The sequence below is a fragment of the Legionella pneumophila subsp. pneumophila str. Philadelphia 1 genome (assembly GCF_000008485.1).
GTDB classification, from domain to species: domain Bacteria; phylum Pseudomonadota; class Gammaproteobacteria; order Legionellales; family Legionellaceae; genus Legionella; species Legionella pneumophila.
In genome coordinates, this window is sequence record NC_002942.5 from 698020 (window position 1) to 716019 (window position 18000).

Consider the following 18000-nt stretch of genomic DNA (forward strand, 5'->3'; position numbering starts at 1 on the left):
ATGTTTTCACCGCGTGATCTGAAATAGAGAGTATGCACTTTGGATAATGAAGTAATAAAGCAGCGGGCATTGGATTATCATGAGTTCCCTGTTCCAGGGAAACTCTCTGTTCATCTTACAAAATCGACTAATTCCCAAGACGATTTGTCTTTGGCTTATACACCTGGTGTAGCTGCCCCAGTTTTAGCCATAGCTGAAGCGCCCGAAAATGCGTATCGTTTTACCAGCAAAGGCAATCTGGTTGCGGTGATGACCAATGGTACTGCAGTGTTAGGTTTGGGAAATCTTGGGCCCTTAGCGAGTAAGCCTGTGATGGAAGGCAAAGCGGTATTATTTAAACGATTTGCCGATCTTGATGTCTTTGATATAGAAATTGATGCAGAGGATCCTCAGTCTTTTATTGCTACTGCAAAACGCATTGCCCCAACTTTTGGCGGCATAAATCTTGAAGACATCAAAGCTCCGGAGTGTTTTGAAATAGAACAAGCTTTGATTGAGCAGTTAAATATTCCTGTATTCCATGATGATCAGCATGGTACTGCGATTGTAGTTGCAGCTGGTTTGTTAAATGCTTTGGAACTACAGAACAAGAAATTAAGTGATATTAAAATTGTCTGCATGGGTGCTGGAGCTGCTGGTATTGCTTCTATGCGACTTCTTGTGGCATTAGGGGCTCCCAAAAGTAACATGCTCCTTCTGGACACCAAGGGCGTTATTCATTCAGGCCGCGAGGATTTAAATCCCTACAAGTTTGCTTTTGCCAGAAATACTTCCTGTCGTACACTTGAAGATGCTTTGGTCGATGCCGATGTGTTTATTGGCGTTGCAAGGCCAGATTTGCTGAATGCTCATTTATTAAGTTTGATGGCGCCCAATCCAGTGATTTTTGCTTTATCTAACCCTGATCCTGAAATCAAACCCGAATTGGCTCATAGTGTACGTAAAGATCTGGTGATGGCAACAGGACGAAGTGATTATCCTAATCAAGTTAATAATGTATTATGTTTTCCTTATATTTTTCGTGGTGCGCTAGATGTTCGTGCCACTTGCATTAACCAGGCCATGCAAATTGCAGCTGTTGAAGCCATTCGTCAATTGGTGCATGAGCCTGTTCCTCAGGTAGTGAAGGACAATTACCCAGGAGTTGTGAATTGGGATTTTGGACCTGACTATATTATTCCAAAGCCTATCGATCCTCGCTTAAAAGAGAGGGTCCCTGCTGCTGTAGCGAAAGCTGCAATAGCGAGTGGCGCGAGTCAATTTAATAATTTATAAGGTAATAAATTCACCTTGTAGAAGTAAGCAGTTTAGGTCTTAATAGCGTTTAAACGAAGGATATCTTGGAAAATTCTTTGTAAAGCCACCAGCTGGTTTGCAGAGAGATTGCAAGATGAGCTTTTATGCGCTTACAAGATATGCTGGGATGCAGAAATGGGAACTAAGACAGGATTTAAAAATACTTGACTAATTGTTAAGGAGATAATTTTGCATACTGAAAACCGAACTAACTATGCAATGATAGGATGGCTACTTTGTGGGCTGGGAGCCATATTTTATAGTTATGAGTATTTGTTACGCATCGCACCAAGCGTAATGGAAAACGCGTTAAGGACTCATTTTAATTTATCGGCGTCTGGTTTTGGCTTCCTTTCTTCCATTTATTATCTAGCTTATGTTCCTATGCAATTGCCAGTTGGGGTTTTATTGGACAGGTATGGGCCGAAAAGACTGTTAACAATGGCTTGCTTGGTATGCGTTATTGGAACGTATATGTTTACGGGGACAACTATTTTTTGGGTAGCCGCAACAGGCCGTTTTCTAGTTGGATTTGGCTCTGCTTTCGCCTTCGTCGGTGTTTTAAAGATCGCAACTCTTTGGCTGCCTGAAAATCGATTGGCTATGATCTCTGGTATGACCTCGGCACTAGGCCCCATCGGTGCTATGCTGGGCGATAACTTTCTGGAATTATTCATCGTTAAGATGGGTTGGGTTAAGACACTTAACATGACCGCAGCTTTTGGTATTGTATTGACTTTAGTTTTGTGGGTTGGGATCAGGGACAGGAAGGGACACCACAGGCAAAGTGGTACAGTTCCCACTCTTAAGAAGGGGTTAGTTGATCTGGGAATTATTATTACCAGCCGGCAGATATGGGTTAATGGAATGTATGGCTGTTTAGTTTATCTGCCAACTACGGTTTTTGCAGAGTTGTGGGGTATTCCCTATTTACATCATGCCCATGGTTTAACTACTCAAGCGGCAGGATTAGCTAACTCTGTACTATTTTTGGGATTTATTATTGGTGCTCCAATAATGGGATATATTTCGGATCGTTTGTATCGACGTAAATTCCCAATGCTAATTGGTGCTAGCGGCGCTGCAATTGTCATGATGATGATTTTATATTTGCCTGGATTAAATGAATCCAATATTCAAGCTTTAATGTTTTTATTAGGATTGCTTTATAGCGCTCAAGCTATAGTTTTTGCTGTGGGCAGAGAGTTGAGCCCTGGTGAGGCAGCAGGAACAGCAATGGCGGTAACTAATATGATAGTCATGCTCGGCGCAATGTTTTTGCAGCCGTTGGTAGGGCATTTATTAGACTTCAGCTTATCAACTCATTTAAGTGATACTACTGGTATTGTTGTGGATAACATGAGTAAACTATATACCGTAGATGATTATCAGTTTGCCTTATCCATTATTCCATTAGGTATATTGATAGCAGCCATTTTAACTTTCTTTCTAAAAGAAACTCATGCAAAAGCACCTAAATAATATGACTACTAAAAAACAAATTTCATATGGCGTCCTGGTTTGCTTTATCGGGGCTGTTTTTTACTGTTATGAATTTATTCTCAGAATTGTTCCGGGAGCTTTACAAACGGAGCTAAGTACAGCTTTGGGACATATTTCTGCTACCACTTTTGGACAAATTTCAGCTCTGTATTATTTTGCATATTCACCCATGCAAATGCCTGTAGGGATGTTAATGGATCGCTATGGGCCGAGACGACTTTTGACTTTTGCCTGTTTGTGTTGTGCCTTGGGCTCGTGGATGTTTACTCTGACCTGGTCAATTGTGCTTGTTGGAATTGGTCGATTCCTGGTGGGATTTGGCTCATCCTTCGCTTTTGTTGGTGTCTTATCTCTGGCTTTGCATTGGCTGCCACGTCGTTATTTTTCTTTAGTGGCTGGTTTGATTACTACGCTAGGTATGCTAGGACTGGTTTATGGTGAAATCAAAATAACTGAATGGTCAGAGGTAATAGGCTGGGATCATGTTTTAATGCACATTGCAATGATTGGTTCTGCGCTGTGTATCTTAACTTTCTTTGTTGTTAGAGATGGTCCAGAAGGATATCAACCCAACAAATATCCTTGGCCCGAGTTTTTCCATAACGTGCTTAAGGTACTAACGTCCCATGAAGTATGGCTTATTGGGTTTGTTGGAGCCTGCCTTTATACTTCATTATCAGTATTTGGAGAGCTGTGGGGTAAAACCTATTTGGAGCAAGCACATCATTTAACCAAAGTAGAAGCCGCAAAAACTGTTTCTGCTGTTTTTCTGGGGTGGGCGGTAGGAGCTCCCTTGGCTGGATACATATCCGATATTACCCGCAGGAGATTGTTGCCTTTGGTGATTGGTGCGATAGTTTCATTAATATGCATTAGTTTTGTTTTGTATTGCCCTGGCCTATCCTATCTTACCTTGAACATATTGCTATTCCTGTATGGTGTTTTCAGTGCAACTGAAATTATAGTTTTTATTATGGCTAAGGAATGTAGTGGTGCCAAATTATCAGGAACGGTTTTTGCAGTAACCAATATGATTATTTCTTTGGCTGGTGCTATTTTTCAACCGCTCGTAGGAAAGTTACTGGATACATTTGGCGATAGCGGTATAGTGGCAGGGGAACATATCTATACTGTTGATGATTATCAAGTGGCTCTTTCGATATTACCTATTTCATTACTTTTGGTAACTATTCTGGCTTTCTTTATTAAAGACAAGGACCACTCCAATAACTCCTAATCCTGGTAAAGACTCTTCCTTATCTTTGTCAGGATGAACAGTTGAATACTGCGACTAGCTCTTTAACCGGTAGTCGCATCTTACTTCTACAGCTTATCCAGCGAGGTACATAGAAACTCTTTATTTGTGCTTTTTTGTAATGATGTCGTGTAAATTCAGTATCATGATTCGATATAATGACAGGAATCCCTTTGGAAGCTGTTTCCTGGGCCAATTCAGCCAACTCAATTTGATCTTCTAAAGAAAATAATTTTTGGTTATAGGGTAATGTTTGATTGTTTTCGGTCAGTGGCACATATGGGGGGTCACAGTAAATGACATCACCGGGTTTAGCTAAGGCAAAAGTGTTTCTAAAATCGCCGTGAATGAACTGTGCCGAAAGGCATTTTTTATAAAACAGCATCATTTCTTTACGTGGAAAATAAGGTTTTTCGTAAAGACCAAAAGGGACATTATATTTTCCTTTTGAATTGTATCGGCACAAACCATTATATCCATGCCGATTAAGATAGAGAAAAACCGCTGATTTTTGATTTGAATCCATTAAATTATTAAATTCACTTCGCAATTCATAATATTTTTCTTTGCAATTGGCTTCGGGGGTAAAGTATTGCTGGCAATAGTCTATAAAGGATTCGCCATTTAATTGTAGAATTCTATAAATATTAACCAAATCAGAATTGCTTTCAGCCAGTAGGTAAGATGAATAGCTGGTGTTCATAAACACCACGCCTGAACCTGCAAATGGCTCTATTAAACGCTGGCCAGTGGGTAAAGAGGAGATAATTTCATTTAAACAATTGTACTTACTTCCTGCCCATTTCAGAAAAGGTCTGATTTTTACCATAACTTATAAAATCAATATTTTAGGATGAAGTATCTCTTATTTTCAGGATAAAGAACAGGATAATGAATAAAGGTTCCTTATCTGATTTACAAAATAGCCCTTGTACTGGTTTCGCTTTACTTTAAAATATATCAAATTTGTACTTTTTAACGCTGATATTCAGGCTTTAATTAATACATGATCGCAATGATAAGCAAACCAATGGCGATAAACCCTATAAGGCTTAAAGCTGGATTTCCTCCAGGAATCAAATGAGTTTCTGATGGAGATTGGCTACAGGTTTGTCTTCCTTTCCATGCCATGATAGCAGGTAATAACAGCAATAAAATGACACAACAAACCCCGGCATAACTTAATGCATGCAGGTAGATACCTGGGTTAAACAACACCACTGCCAATGGAGGGATAAAAGTGAGAGCCAGTGTATACTTGCCTTGATTACCAGATTTTTTAAGCTTTAATCCATCAGCAAGAAAATCAAATAATCCTAATGAAACTCCCAGAAATGCAGTAACCATACAGATCGAAGTGAAAAAACCAAAAAATCCACTGATCCACTGGCTGCTTACCGATTGACTAAGTGCTTCAGTGAGGCCGCTGGTTGCATGATCCGAGTTCATTAGGGACAATAAACCATTTTCTCCCTCGCGTGAGATAACGCCCATAATCACTGCATCCCAGACTATGTAGCAGAATAATGGGATAAGAGAACCAAACAAAATAACTCGACGTAAGCTACGTATATCATCGTTAAAATAATCACGTAAGCTGGGCACGATGGATGCAAATCCAAAAGAGGTGACCAAGATCATGAGAGTGCCAGTAAAGGCTTTCGCTGAGCCGCCTGTTAATCCTGCTGTGGATACATGGGGACTGATAATAATAACCAATAAAATATAGACGCCCAGTTTGCCAAACATAAGTCCACGATTAACGTAGTCTACAGAGCGTATACCACTATATACAATAAGGCTGAACATGGCAGTAAATATTACAGACGTTATCCAATTCGGTAAATCAATGTGGGCCTTATGCAGCAGACTGCTAAATACATCACTTCCACCTGAAATATAAGCCGCCAGGAGGGTATAAAGAAGAAGAAGGTAGGTTATCCAGGCAATTACCTGACCTGGCAAACCCAAGGTTGATTTCGCCATTGAAATCATATTGCTTCCTGCCGGGAGTCGTAGATTTACCTCAAGAATTAATAAAGCTCCAGCGGTCATCACCAACCAGCAAAAAAACAGGAAAAATAATGAGTTAGCAAATCCCACCTCGGCTGTAGAAACAGGTAGCGCTAACATCCCACCACCAATCGAAGTGCCTACTATGAGTAATATACCACCAATTAATTTTGAATTGATCACGAAGTATAACCCAAAACAGTACAAATACAGAACAAAATGATACTTTGTTCCTCAAAAAAAGTCAACTTCCTTATTGTAGACCTCAATCATTTTTTTTCGCAAATGACCTGGCGTTCAATTTATACATCCTGTTTATCAGGTTTTAATGTTTTACTGCTATCAAAGTAAAAATAACGCCAGTAATAACATTAATCATTCTTATTTAAAAAGCGCAATAAATTCATGTGTCAATAAGACTACAGAAATAATAATCACTGCGAACTGTGATATTTTACCCCCTGGAACCCAAAAGGGTGATTTGTAACGCTTTCTGCCAAAATAACACATTAGAGCTGGCAATAACAGTAGTAATATGATGCAAAATATACCGGCGTAGCGCAGAGCATAAATATAGGCCCCCGGATAATAAATGACGATTAGTAAAGGCGGCAAAAAAGTCAAAACAAATAAGCCAATTCCATGGCGGCCTCGCTCTCGCAATTTTAAGCCATCAGCAAGAAAACTAAATAAACAAAGTGATACACCTAAGAAGGCAGTTAACATGCAAATGGAGGTAAAAAAATTAAAGAGGGCGCTGATTGTGGTATTTTCAACTTTATCAGTTAACAAACTGGCTAACGCGCTGGTTGTACGCGGATTTTGCATTAGACTTTCAAGTCCGCTAGTGCCTGCTGAAGGGAGTGAACCAATAATTACGGCATCCCAGGCTATGTAACATATCAAAGGTATTAATGAACCAATAAAAATGACTTTTTTTAATGTCTTAATGTCATCATCAAAATAATCTCTCAGATTTGGCACGATAATAGCAAAACCAAAGGAAGTAATTAAAATCATAATTGCGCCACCAATTTGTTGATAATCACCATGTTGAAAATAGTGAAATTCGATGTGTGGGGCAATCATGATAACAAGTATGCAGTAAACGGCTAATTTACCGAACATGAGAGCGCGGTTAGCAACATCAACGGAATGGATGCCACCATATACCACCAGGCCAAAAATTAAAGTAAATAACGAACTTGCCTGCCAATCACTGAGATGCCAATTGGCTTTGGACAATAGACTGTTCAATACATCAGCGCCGCCGGAAATGTAAGCGGAAAGCAAGGTATACAATAAGAAAAGGTAACTAATCCAGGCAGTAAGTAACCCATAATCGCCAAGAGTTGCCTTGGCCATGGAAACCATGTGTTTTCCTCTGGACAAATAGAGATTTGCTTCCAGGATGAAAAAGGCACCAAAGGTCATAAAGGCCCAGCAGATAAGAAGAAACAGAGAAGATTGCCAAAAACCGGTTGCTGCATTAGCTACTGGTAAAGCCAACATCCCTCCACCAATGGAGGTACCAACTATCAATAAGATGCCGCCTATAAATCTTGAACGCATTAATAAACCTTTATTTTACATAAGCCATTTGTGGTTGTGGGGGTTGAGCAGGGCTTGTAAACCACTGGATCTCGATTCTTCTGTTCTGGGCGCTTCCATGAATAATAGCATTGTCAGAAATCGCATTCTTATCTCCATAGCCTTCTGCTTTTAGTCTTTTGGCTGCAATACCATTAGCCCAGAGAAAAGTCATCATTGTTTCAGCTTGCGCTTGAGAAAGTTTTCTCTTATGGCTACGTGATCCGACATTATCAGTAAATCCGGCAACATAAATCGTACTTTGAGGATAAAAATTTAACAGTCTGATGACATTGTTTAGGCCAGGATAGCATATTTCATTAAGGCGAGGGCTGCTAAACATGAAATATTTGTCTGTAGGAATAATTAATGTTCTGGTATCTCCATATTCAACATACTGAATATCCTGCTTTTGCAGATCTCTGATGATTTTGCGTTTGCTGTCACGGTAGATACTCGCAACCAGACCTACGGTACCACCAGCCGCTGCCCCAATAAGAGTTCCTGAAGCAGTACCACTGGCGATTGCCCCAGCTACAGCACCAATCCCTGTATCTACTCCTACTCTCTTAACAGCTCGTCGATCGGGTTGAAAGTTGTTATAAGGGGGATGAAAGCAGCCCGCAAGAAAGCAAATCATTAATCCATAACCAAGGATTCGTGTTTTGGCTAATTTGCGTGACATATCCACTCCTTTAATCAATGATTTAATCATTATTAAGCATCTCATTAAATTTCGCAATCTAACAGTTTATATTTTTATAGGACATATAAAAAATACCATTGCCAATTGATTACAAGATTGCTGTTCTTTAATTGTTAACTTTAATTATTAACAATGATAGGAGATTAATCTTAAATGACGTTAAAAATCTCGATTTTTTTGTTGTGCGCATGTTGAATCATGTGTTTCATCTTAAGATTTATCCGCTTCATGATTGTAATAGATGTGTATCTGGATGAATTTTGTTTTTATATCTCACTTCGGTTTATTAACCAAGTTTTCTTTCTCAAAGAGCCCTAGCTTACAACTATTTTTAAATAGTAAATTATGGCATTATGAGTTTTTATTTATACTTTCTTGATAAGAAAATATAATGCGAACAAAGGGTTAGTACGCCAAGGAATTCATGGAGAACTATATGAGTAAAAAAGCGATAGCAATAAGTATCGTCATCGCACTTTTTTTCATCACAGCTATTTGGTTTGCGTACAACTTTGTCAAACAAGAAGAAAATCAAAATTGGCTCACCCTTTACGGAAACATTGATATACGTGACGTTTCATTATCCTTTCGTGTTTCAGGGCGTATTTTGTCTATGGATGTTGATGAAGGTGCTCATGTTAAGAAGGGGCAAGTACTTGCCAGGCTTGATAAAGATACTTTTATAGCTAATCTGGAAACGGCGAAAGCCCAATTGGAACAAGCCATTGCCAATCAAAAAAACGCAAGCAGAACTTATAAAAGACGTGAGCAACTGGTGGATAACGGGGCTGTTTCAAAAGCTCTTTTTGATGATGCTGTTGCAATGAAAGACTCGAGTAGTGCGGAAGTTGCTGTGGCTAAAGCGAATCTTGAGAAAGCTCAAATATCATTGAACGATACGGAAATTCATGCCCCTACTCATGGGACGATACTGACCAGAATTCAGGAGCCAGGGGCTATTGTTAATATTGCGGAGCCAGTTTATACCCTGGCGATTGATAATCCAGTATGGGTAAGAACTTACATTGATGAACCTTTTTTGGGTAAAATTTATCCAGGACAGGAGGCTTTGGTTTACACGGATTCCAATCCGGAAAAACCCTATAAGGGGCATATTGGTTTTATTTCCCCACAGGCAGAGTTCACACCAAAAATTGTTGAAACAACTCAATTGCGAACGGATCTTGTCTATCGTATAAGAGTCGTTGTTGATCAACCTGATAACGGACTAAGGCAAGGAATGCCTGTTACTGTGAAAATACATTTAAAGGCGAATTCATAGTAATGAATAGTTCAAAGCCACTTGTCAGTATTAATGGGGTCAGTAAATGTTTTCCTGGAAACATTGATCCTGCGTTAGATAATGTTTCTGCAACAATTTTTGAAGGGCAAATCACGGGTTTGGTAGGACCTGATGGGGCTGGAAAATCAACTCTTATGCGTCTTATATGCAGCCTGATGATGCCTACGCAAGGAACAATTAAAGTAGATAGTCTCAATACCCGGACTGACTCGGAAAAAATTCATGCGATTACTGGCTATATGCCACAAAAATTTGGTTTGTATGAAGATTTGACCATTATAGAAAACTTGAGGCTCTATGCTGAACTTAGAAATCTGCATGGCGAGAAACGTGAAGAGCAATTTAGTACATTACTTAAATTTACAGCACTGGAGCCTTTTCAGAAACGTCTGGCTGGTAATCTCTCAGGGGGAATGAAGCAAAAATTGGGGCTGGCTTGTGCCTTAATGGGTGAGCCTAAGCTGTTGTTACTTGATGAGCCGAGTGTTGGCGTTGACCCAATATCCAGAAGGGAGTTGTGGACTATGGTCCAGGGGCTGCTTGGAAGGGGTATGGGCGTTGTTTGGTCAACTGCTTATCTTGATGAAGCTGAAAAGTGTGATCAAATTCTTTTACTCAATGCGGGTAAGCCAATATACCATGGAAAACCGGGAGATTTTTTGCAGAAAACCAAAGACCGGACTTTTCAAATTTGCGGTGTTTCCCTGCTAAATCGTCGCCAAGCTCTGATGAATGCCCTTAATACCCCTGAAGTCATTGATGGTGTCATCCAGGGTAAGAATATTCGTATTGTCATTGGTGATAAAAAAATAAAGCCAAGTTTGGATAGTATAACTCGGGAACCTGGAGTTCATTTTCAAGAAGTTGAATCGCGTTTTGAAGACGCTTTTATTGACAGTCTGAAAACTAAAATAAGTGGTCGCTCTTTGTTAGCCGAGCATATTGCTGAAAAGCCTCATAGTGACAAGCCTATCATCGAGGCTCGAAAATTAACGAAACGTTTTGGTAGCTTTACTGCAGTTTCGAATAATGAATTTACAATCAAACGCGGTGAAATCTTTGGTTTATTAGGCCCTAATGGAGCAGGTAAATCAACCACATTTAAAATGATGTGTGGTTTATTGCAACCCACACAAGGACAAGCATTTGTAATGGGACTCGATCTAAAGACTTCATCCTCTGAAGCAAGAAGCCGTATTGGGTATATGGCTCAGAAATTTTCACTATACAGTCATTTGGATGCCTTGCAGAACATGCGCTTTTTTTCTGGTCTTTATGGGTTATCCGGAAAAAGGCAGGAAGCACAGATCAATAGCATGATTGAAATTTTTGATCTTAAAAAGCACTTAAAGCAAAATTCGGGCGATCTTCCATTAGGATTTAAACAACGTCTCGCTCTGGCTTGTGCCGTAATGCATGAGCCTGATGTGTTATTTCTTGATGAACCGACTTCAGGGGTTGATCCATTGACCCGACGTGAGTTTTGGACACATATTAATGGTATGGTGAATAAAGGTGTGACCGTGATGGTAACCACTCATTTTATGGATGAAGCGGAATATTGCGATCGTATCGCTCTTATTTACAGGGGGAAAAACATTGCCACAGGAACACCTGATGACTTAAAGGATAAAGTACGTAACTCCACATTACCCAATCCCACTTTAGAAGACGCGTTTATCGAGTTAATCCGATTGGATGAGTTGCGTGAGCCGGTACATTAACACAGGGAGAATAGTGGTTGAATATTCGCTTTCTAAAGGCTTTGGTCATTAAGGAAACTCTGCAAATTATCCGTGATCCCAGTACTATATTAATTGCCTTTGTATTGCCTTTAATTTTGCTTTTTATTTTCGGTTATGGTGTTAATCTGGACACTGATCAAGTCAAGTTTGGCCTGGCTTTAGAGAGTTATGATTCGTCGACTGTCAGTCTTTCTCAATCTTTTAGCAGTTCCCGATTTTTGGATGTATCTATTTCAACAAACAGACAAGCGTTTCGTTATGGCTTGGTTAATGGAACAATTCGTGGTTTTATTGATATTCCTCAACGTTTCACTGCTGATAGCCTGAGTGGAAATCCCAAGCCAGCTCTACAAACCATAGTTGATGGTTCTTATCCGCAAGTTGCCGGTTTTGCAGAAAATTATGCGCTTGGAGCTTTGCAAACCTGGATTAGCTCTCAGGCTTATGAACATGGCCAACTGACGGTTAAGTCTGGTATTAATCTGGAGCCCAGATACTGGTACAACCAGGAGCTGAAAAGCAGAAATTTTCTTATTCCTGGTTCAATAGTTATTGTTATGACTTTGATTGGAACATTACTGACTTCACTGGTGATTGCTCGTGAATGGGAAAGAGGTACGATGGAGGCGATGATGGCAACACCAATTTCTATTGTTGACATCATCTTGGGAAAATTAATACCCTATTTTGTGTTAGGGATGGGTTCCATGTTTTTATGCACTATTATTGCAACATGGTATTATGGAGTTCCTTTCCAAGGTACTCTTTTGGCACTGACTTTAGTGTCAGCTGTCTTTCTGGTTGCTGCTTTAGGGCAGGGATTATTAATATCTACTCTTGCAAAAGACCAGTTTGTGGCTTCGCAATTGGCTTTAATGTCTGCATTTTTGCCTTCATTTATTCTTTCCGGGTTTATTTTCGAAATCAATTCGATGCCAAAGTGGATACAATTACTCACTCATCTGTTTGCTGCACGTTATTTTGTGACAAGTCTGCAAACCTTGTTTTTAACGGGTAACATTTGGTCTCTTTTGATTCGTTGCCTTTTTGCGATTGCACTGATTGGATTCGCATTCTTTTTTATTACCGCGCATAAAACCAGAAAAAGGCTTGATTAATGGCAAAATTATCTCCAACAACAAGAATTTTTGCTCTTGTCATTAAAGAAATATTGACTTTATTCAAAGATCCCAAGGGACGAATTGTATTGATAGCTCCTCCACTCCTCCAGTTATTGATTTTTTCCTTTGCAGCTACTATGGAAATTAAAAATATTTCTATAGGCATTTTGAACCAGGATTTCGGAAAGCATGGTTATGAAGTGATTCAACGCTTTATAGGCTCACCAACTTTTTCAAAAGTTTTTTTTATTCAAAAGCAATCTGATATCAAACCTATCATTGATAACCAGGAAGCAATGGTTGTAATGACCATCCCACAAGATTTTTCTCGTAAAATCGAATCGAATTCACAAGCCAATATTCAGTTAATTTTGGATGGTCGACGTTCTAATGCAACCCAAATTGTAAATGGTTATATCAGTAGTATTATTGAAAACTATAATCAGGAAATTCAAAAAACGCATGGTGCAATCATGACGCCTCCCGTGATGGTCACTCGAAGTTGGTTTAACGAAAATTTGCTTTATCTTTGGTTTACCGTTCCTTCATTGGTTTGCATCTTATCCATGCTGATTTCTCTTGTGGTTACTGCTTTATCGGTAGCCAGAGAAAGAGAGCTGGGAACCTTTGATCAATTATTAGTATCGCCTCTTACTCCCTATGAAATTCTTATAGGCAAGACTATTCCTGCCATTATCATTGGTTTGGCGGAAGGTCTCTTGATGTGGGTTGCTGCGGTTTGGCTATTTGATGTTCCTTTTTATGGTTCTCCGTTACTGATGGTTTATATTTTGTTTATTTTTATTATGTCAACGGTGGGTGTTGGCTTATTTATTTCTTCTATGTGTAAAACCCAGCAGCAAGCTATTTTGGGTGTATTTATCTACATGGTGCCTGTTGTGACGCTTTCCGGTTACGCTTCTCCGGTTGAAAACATGCCGGAATGGCTCCAGGATTTAACGTGGTTTAACCCATTAAAATTTACTTTAATAGCAGTAATTGGCATTTTTTTAAAAGGTATGTCGGCTTTAGAGGTTTTTATCACAACATGGCCACTTCTATTGGTAGGGGCTGTTACATTATTTATTGCTGGCTGGTTTTTTAAGCAGCGTATGGAGTAAGAAACAGTATGGACAGAAAATTAGCGCTACTCTTCAGTATTTCTTGTTTATTTGGCTGTACTGTCGGTCCTGATTATCAACGCCCAGACATTAAAATTCAGGAGAAATGGCCAACAAGCAAAGTAGAGAAAAAAATTTCCAGTAGTGCCCCTGTTCATTTAACCTGGTGGAAGGCATTTCATGATCCATTGCTTGATCGATACATTAACGAGGCAGCTACTAATAACCTTGATATCAAAGCAGCAGAAGCTCGTATCCGCCAAGCCCGCGCAATGAAACAAATTTCCCTTGCCAATTTTTATCCGCAGATCAATGGATCAGCAAGTGCTAATTCCTTGCAAATCAGTAAGGGTACGTTGGAGGGGATTTTTGCAAATTCTCCAACATATACTCTAATTGATAGAAATCAATGGATATATAATTTGGGTTTTGATGCACAATGGGAGTTGGATTTATTTGGTAAAACAAGAAGAAAAGTTGAAGCAAGCAAAGCAAGCCTGGAAGAGGCTTATGAATCACGCCGTACCATTTTACTATCTACGATAGCCGAGATCGCAAGAAGTTATATAGAATTGAGAGGCGCACAACAGTTGTATGGTATTGCGCAAAAAAATGTGGAATTGCAAAGAAAAACGTTGGCTCTTGTCCGCCAACGCTATAAAGCAGGTGTTAGCAGCGAAGTCGATGTTTCTTTGGCCGAAGGCCAGTTAAAAAATACAGAATCTGTTTTACCCAATTATATTACCCAAATACAGGTAAATGCTTATCAAATTGCCGTTATGCTGGGTAAAGATCCGCAAACAATTCTCAAAGATATTGCAAAAATGCAATCTTTACCCAAACCACCGCAAAAAGTACCTATGGGATTACGTTCAGATATTCTGCGCCAGCGTCCAGACATAAGAGCAACAGAGAGGCAATTGGCGTCTGCCGTAGCTGAAATTGGTGTGGCAGTTGCTGACTTTTTCCCGCAATTTAATCTTTCTGTTTCCAATCTTGCTTTTCAGAGCACTTCTGTTGATACGTTATTTCAATCCAGCAGTGGATTTTGGCTCATGGGTCCTCAAGTCAGTTTACCCATATTTCGTGGTGGCCAGATTAGAGCTAATGTTGAGAGTAAGAAGGCAGTTGCTCAGCAAGCAGCAATACAATACAAAAAAATAATTCTCCAGGCATTGCAAGAGGCTCAAAGTGCTCTTGCCCGCTATAGCCAATCGCTTGATACAAACCATAGCTTGCGCGCTGCCATTATTGCTAACAAGAGAGCTGTGCAATTTGCCAAGAAACGATTTCAATACGGTGAGGATGATTATTTATCACTACTGCAATCAGAGGCTGCTCTTCTGAATGCCGAGACTCAAGAAGTCAATTCGGAGGTTTCTTCATTGACTGCGTTGATTAGTCTATATAAAGCGCTTGGCGGAGGTTGGGAAAACTTTGAGGCTTAAAGTAGGTTTAAACATCCGCACATGCTCTAAAATCAGGAATTTTATCAATAAATTAATGTAATAAGCTATGGATAAGGGGTAGGTCATTATCTTGAATCGTTCGGGCTGAGGAGTCCTTTATGCCGTCTCCAAGCCTTGTATGGAATTTAATGTTTCGTGCCAAGGCTTCGAGCCGATGCTTACGCATCTCCTAAGCCCAAACGGACTATGGATATGGACAGCTTCTTATATAATCCTTGTCCATTACGTTAAATTAGCAAAAGTCAGACAGGTAGCTCGCAAACGTAGATCTGGCTATAGAACGATTTACGTTGACTACCATGAAAATATTTCTTACAAAGGTGTTAGAAACCTATTCATATCAGGCTGTTGGTTTAAACGGTATTGATAAACAATATAAAAGGCCATTACATTTTTTAGATAATTTCGTGTTTCTTGCCAGGGAAGTGTTTCAATCCAGATATCTATTTCTTTGGGTGGGTGATTTTTAAGCCAATAGACTACTTGCCTGGGACCGGCGTTGTAAGCGGCAGCAACAAGAACCGGGTGGTTACTGAAGCGCTTGGTTAAGTGCTGTAAATAAGCAATCCCTATATTGATATTCTTTTGAGATAAAAACAATTGTTTATGATCCGAATACGGTATTTTGCTGGTTTTGGAAACAGCGCTGGCTGTTTGTGGCATGACTTGCATTAGCCCTTTAGCTCCAGCAGAGGATGTTACATCTTCTCTAAAACCACTTTCCTGACGAATAATAGCATATACAAGTTCGGGCGGTATGGCGTATTTTGATGCATATGCCTTTATTGTGTCTTTGTAGGCCAATGGAAATCTTAATGCTAATTGATTATTGAGTGTGTCATTATTGCTTAAGTAAACTGATTTTCCGTGCCATTTTAGTTCGGTTGCTATCCAATAGACCAGAGCACTTGCTTCTTCTTTGGGTAATTCACTAATGAAGTCATTTAATAACCTTGATGCCTGCAGTAGCTGTTTGGAGTTGTAAAAACTTTTAATTTGCTCTATGACAGGTTGATAGGGTTTGAGAATCTCTGTGTTGGTTGTTGGTTTTTCATTGTCAAAGCTGGGTCTTTTTTTCAGGCGTTTGCTGGCTAGAAAACCATAATAATGTCTGTTTTTAGCTAGTGGCTCATAAATTTTAATCGCCTCTGCTTTTTTCCCTTGTTCTTCCAGGGAGCGAGCCAACCAATATTGCCAACAAGGCATCTCTTTATTTGGTGAGTTGTTAATTAATTTCTCAACTTGTTTCCAGTTTTTATTTTTCAGAGCAAAGCGGATTTGCCAGTCGACTAACACATCGGTGTAGTATTCAGGTTTGATTTTGGCAAACCATTCCTGAGCATCGGCATGATTTCTCATGGCCTTGTATAATGCCAAATGTGCAAGAAAATCTTGTTTTTGTCGCTCATTTAACATGATGTTGGTTTTTTTCTCTTGCCATAATTTCACTGCTTTATCCATGTTAATGGATACTAATCTTTTTAATCCATAAAGATAGAAATAATCGTTCAATTTGCCAGGGTTCAACTTGGAAATATTGGAAGGATTCTCATAAACACTGGTTAAGTTTTTTATTTCTGTATCGTGAGGTGTTTTGTATTGTTTTAACAGGTAACGAGCGAGGAGAACATTACGTTTGTCTAGTGCAAGTGTTATGCGTTGCGTAATGAATTTCTGATCAAAATTATCCTGTTTTAACAATAAAGCAAATAGGGTATTGCATGCTTGTGGTCTGGATTCTCCTGTTAACCAGATTGGAATAGAGCCTGCAATAGCCTCCTTGTATAATCCTAAATTAAATTTGGCAATTTGCGCAAAGCATCTGAGGTTTATGTCGTTTGTGGGTTGATAATACTTATTATAATTTGCCCAATCCTTTATCCTGGCCAGTTCATATAGCCATTTATCTCGTAATTTATTAGCAAGCGGCGTGCTTTCTTTTACAAATTCCAAAAATTCTGGTGAAGGGTTAATGGGCAGGTGTTCATACCATGCGAGATAGCGATTAAATCTGTCCATGTAGGCTTGTCCAGATAAAGCAAACAAGTTGAAAGAACAGAGAAGCCCACATAAAAAAATTAATAATCTTTTCATAATTCCTCTTAATAAGGCTTGAGGGCAATTATTTGGCACTTTTAAATGCTTGCTAATTGTTCACGCATACGTTTAATGGTTTCACTATAATTACTGCTATTGAATATAGCAGAACCTGCAACAAATTGGTTAGCTCCGGCATGTGCTAATGAAGCAATATTCTGGGGTGTGACTCCACCATCAACACAAAGATCGAGATTTGGGTGCTGCTGCCGAATTTTAGAGAGCTTGGGTATAACCTCCGGGATAAGTTTTTGACCGCCAAATCCTGGGTTAACTGTCATGACCAAAACAAATTTTAGATTATGGGCACACCAGGTTAATGTGTCGATTGACGTAGCTGGGTTGAGCACTAAACCCGCTTCACATCCAAGGTTATTGATTAACTGCAAACTCCTGTCTAAATGAATAGTAGCATCTGGATGAATACTGATACGTTTCGCACCTGCTTTGGCAAATGCTTCGATTAGAGTATCAACCGGGGTGGTCATCAAATGGACATCAATCGGCAAATTTGGAAATTTTTTGATTAAAGCGTCACAGAAAGCGGGGCCAAAGGTCAGGTTGGGTACATAATGGTTATCCATGACATCAAAATGAATAAAATCAGCGCCGGCTTTCATAACGGTATCTACTTCCTCTCCTAAACGGGTCACGTCCGCTGACAGTAAAGAGGGTAAAATTTGGAATGTCATGATTTAGTAATTCAACGGTTTGCTTTTACATATAATAAGCTGACTTTGGTAAACATTCCAGCATTACGATTTGGATTCATATCGAGTTT

General features: G+C 39.4%; 14 protein-coding genes. 8 read left to right on the forward strand and 6 right to left on the reverse strand.

Annotation, left to right across the window (positions count from 1 at the left end):
* The first annotated feature begins 39 nt into the window (after positions 1 to 39).
* The 3 genes from LPG_RS03230 to LPG_RS03240 all read left to right on the forward strand — a co-directional run bounded on the left by LPG_RS03230 (position 40) and on the right by LPG_RS03240 (position 4036).
* Complete coding sequence (locus tag LPG_RS03230; protein WP_010946388.1) at positions 40 to 1275, forward strand: malic enzyme-like NAD(P)-binding protein; 1236 nt, start codon at positions 40 to 42, stop codon at positions 1273 to 1275.
* 210 nt (positions 1276 to 1485) lie between these two features.
* The gene (locus LPG_RS03235; protein ID WP_010946389.1) at positions 1486 to 2778 is read left to right on the forward strand and encodes an MFS transporter; all 1293 of its coding nucleotides are present in this window, start codon (positions 1486 to 1488) and stop codon (positions 2776 to 2778) included.
* Entirely contained in the window at positions 2759 to 4036 is a 1278-nt protein-coding gene (locus LPG_RS03240; protein WP_010946390.1) for an MFS transporter, read from the forward strand. The genes LPG_RS03235 and LPG_RS03240 overlap by 20 nt, the downstream gene beginning before the upstream one ends.
* A 28-nt stretch (positions 4037 to 4064) precedes the next feature.
* On the opposite strand, the gene LPG_RS03245 is transcribed toward LPG_RS03240, so the two are convergent.
* The 4 genes from LPG_RS03245 to cmpA form a co-directional block, all read right to left on the reverse strand.
* Positions 4065 to 4883 (reverse strand): Dam family site-specific DNA-(adenine-N6)-methyltransferase, encoded by an 819-nt coding sequence (locus LPG_RS03245; protein WP_010946391.1) that lies wholly within the window; start codon positions 4881 to 4883, stop codon positions 4065 to 4067.
* 170 nt (positions 4884 to 5053) lie between these two features.
* Entirely contained in the window at positions 5054 to 6250 is a 1197-nt protein-coding gene (locus LPG_RS03250; protein WP_025862495.1) for an amino acid permease, read from the reverse strand.
* 198 nt (positions 6251 to 6448) lie between these two features.
* The gene (locus tag LPG_RS03255) at positions 6449 to 7639 is read right to left on the reverse strand and encodes an amino acid permease (RefSeq protein ID WP_010946393.1); all 1191 of its coding nucleotides are present in this window, start codon (positions 7637 to 7639) and stop codon (positions 6449 to 6451) included.
* A gap of 10 nt (positions 7640 to 7649) precedes the next feature.
* Complete coding sequence (cmpA, locus tag LPG_RS03260) at positions 7650 to 8342, reverse strand: C-OmpA-like family protein CmpA (protein ID WP_014843488.1); 693 nt, start codon at positions 8340 to 8342, stop codon at positions 7650 to 7652.
* 457 nt (positions 8343 to 8799) lie between these two features.
* On the opposite strand from cmpA, the gene LPG_RS03265 reads away from it, so the two are divergent.
* From LPG_RS03265 to LPG_RS03285, 5 genes are read left to right on the forward strand one after another with little or no spacing between them, the layout of a single operon-like run.
* Positions 8800 to 9645: an efflux RND transporter periplasmic adaptor subunit gene (locus LPG_RS03265; RefSeq protein WP_025862498.1), complete on the forward strand. Its 846-nt coding sequence runs from the start codon at positions 8800 to 8802 to the stop codon at positions 9643 to 9645.
* A gap of 2 nt (positions 9646 to 9647) precedes the next feature.
* The gene (locus tag LPG_RS03270; RefSeq protein ID WP_010946396.1) at positions 9648 to 11390 is read left to right on the forward strand and encodes an ATP-binding cassette domain-containing protein; all 1743 of its coding nucleotides are present in this window, start codon (positions 9648 to 9650) and stop codon (positions 11388 to 11390) included.
* A 17-nt stretch (positions 11391 to 11407) separates the two neighbouring features.
* On the forward strand, positions 11408 to 12529 hold the full coding sequence (locus tag LPG_RS03275) for an ABC transporter permease (protein ID WP_010946397.1): 1122 nt from the start codon (positions 11408 to 11410) through the stop codon (positions 12527 to 12529).
* Complete coding sequence (locus tag LPG_RS03280; protein WP_010946398.1) at positions 12529 to 13653, forward strand: ABC transporter permease; 1125 nt, start codon at positions 12529 to 12531, stop codon at positions 13651 to 13653. Before LPG_RS03275 ends, LPG_RS03280 begins: the two co-directional genes overlap by 1 nt.
* Before the next feature lie 8 nt (positions 13654 to 13661).
* Complete coding sequence (locus tag LPG_RS03285; RefSeq protein ID WP_010946399.1) at positions 13662 to 15101, forward strand: efflux transporter outer membrane subunit; 1440 nt, start codon at positions 13662 to 13664, stop codon at positions 15099 to 15101.
* A gap of 333 nt (positions 15102 to 15434) precedes the next feature.
* Here the strand turns inward: LPG_RS03285 and LPG_RS03290 are convergent, their stop codons facing one another.
* Both LPG_RS03290 and rpe read right to left on the reverse strand, forming a co-directional pair.
* The gene (locus LPG_RS03290) at positions 15435 to 17216 is read right to left on the reverse strand and encodes a lytic transglycosylase domain-containing protein (protein WP_025862502.1); all 1782 of its coding nucleotides are present in this window, start codon (positions 17214 to 17216) and stop codon (positions 15435 to 15437) included.
* Positions 17217 to 17257: 41 nt separating this feature from the next.
* Entirely contained in the window at positions 17258 to 17911 is a 654-nt protein-coding gene (rpe, locus tag LPG_RS03295; protein WP_010946401.1) for a ribulose-phosphate 3-epimerase, read from the reverse strand.
* Positions 17912 to 18000: the final 89 nt, after the last annotated feature.